Source organism: Lactiplantibacillus xiangfangensis (assembly GCF_001438845.1).
Classification (GTDB): domain Bacteria; phylum Bacillota; class Bacilli; order Lactobacillales; family Lactobacillaceae; genus Lactiplantibacillus; species Lactiplantibacillus xiangfangensis.
The window spans coordinates 1-1,315 of the sequence record NZ_JQCL01000070.1 but is presented as its reverse complement, the minus strand read 5'-3'; the positions used below and the strand labels follow the sequence as shown (position 1 = coordinate 1,315).

Annotated in this window: 2 protein-coding genes; both read right to left on the bottom strand. The window is 43.1% G+C overall.

Going from position 1 to position 1,315, the window contains the following annotated elements:
- Nucleotides 1–533, bottom strand: a 533-nt coding sequence (locus IV64_RS07965) for an IS3 family transposase (protein WP_057706721.1), incomplete at its 3' end; no start/stop codon positions are given.
- 29 nt (nucleotides 534–562) lie between these two features.
- On the bottom strand, nucleotides 563–1,288 hold the full coding sequence (locus IV64_RS14800; protein ID WP_057706722.1) for a helix-turn-helix domain-containing protein: 726 nt from the start codon (nucleotides 1,286–1,288) through the stop codon (nucleotides 563–565).
- Nucleotides 1,289–1,315 lie beyond the last annotated feature (27 nt).

Sequence of the window (1,315 nt, the reverse complement as noted above, 5' to 3'; positions counted from 1 at the left end):
GGCTTAACACCGCCATTCGCCAAAATGGCCGCATTAAAGGTTTCCGTGACTAAATCCGCGGTTTCTGTTGGCTCGATTGACCATGCAATGACGCTGTGGTCATAGAGATCCTTAATGGCACTGACGCGAATTTTACCACCATGTTTAATACCATATTGAAGTTCACTACAGTCGGTCACCCAGACTTGGTTAGGGCCTTCTGGATGAAAATTATGTTTGGCATCGACTGTAAGTAACTTGTTACCTAGAATATATTCCTTGTGTTCGGCTTTCCGGTCATGTTTGGCAACTAAAATTGAAGCGACGATGTGGTTTTTACGCATTAAGCGGCGAATCTTGCCGTGACTGACGTGATACGTGGTTTCGTTGTTCACGTAATCAACCAAACGCTTAACACCGAAGATATAATGATGTTGCTCTTCCAGATTCTTGATATATTTGACGATACCTTCATCTTCAATGGCTCGTTGGCTCGGACGATGATGAAGCCATTTGTAGTAGGCGGCTCTTGAGACGCCTAAGAATTGACACATAAGGCCAATTTGAGTTGGCTCATGCCGATCTAACGCTTCTTGGGCAAGTGCTTGAATGGTACGATATTTTGGCTCTGTTGGGCATCCATCCTTTCTATTTCCTTCAGTTTTTTTAGAACTTCATTCTCCTTTGACAAGTAGGCGTTTCGTGCTTCTAATTCCTTGATTCTGAGCGCCTGTTTCTCTTCATCAGTCAAGTTAGGCTTGCTGGATTTATCCTTGCCACGTCGGTCCTGTAAAGCTTCCGGACCGTCTTGCTTAAATTTTTTGACCCACGCATAAACTTGTCCATATGAGACTGAAAATTTTTCAATGGCACCGTTATAATCTAAGTCATTTGCGATGACCCATTGTGCAATTTCAATTCGTTCGATCTGTGTCGTCTTTCTACCGTTCTTCATGCGGTGGGACCTCCTAGTGGTTTTAGATGATTTACCACTAGTATACAGGTTCACCCACCGATAGATGACACTTGGATTTGGAATCTTAAATTGGCTAGCTAGTTGAGGATATGAGGTGTTTCCTGCTAAATATAGGTCGACCACTTTCTGTTTGAACTCCAGTGGATACCGGTGGACCTTCCGATGCTTCAAGCCATCTAATCCTTCTGCTCGATATCGTTCTATCCATTGTTTGACTTGATCATGTTTAACACCATACTGATGTTCAATCTGTCTGGTGTTCATTCCTTGCTCTACTAAGTCAATGTACGCTAGCTTGTCTTCTAGACTGTATCGGGTCCCATTTCGGCCCATACTAAAAAACTCCTTCCTAAGTAAACA

What these genes read in the sequence shown, in the direction of transcription:
- IV64_RS14800 (WP_057706722.1), bottom strand. Translation starts at nt 1,288, where the DNA reads ATGGGCCGAAATGGGACCCGATACAGTCTAGAAGACAAGCTAGCGTAC.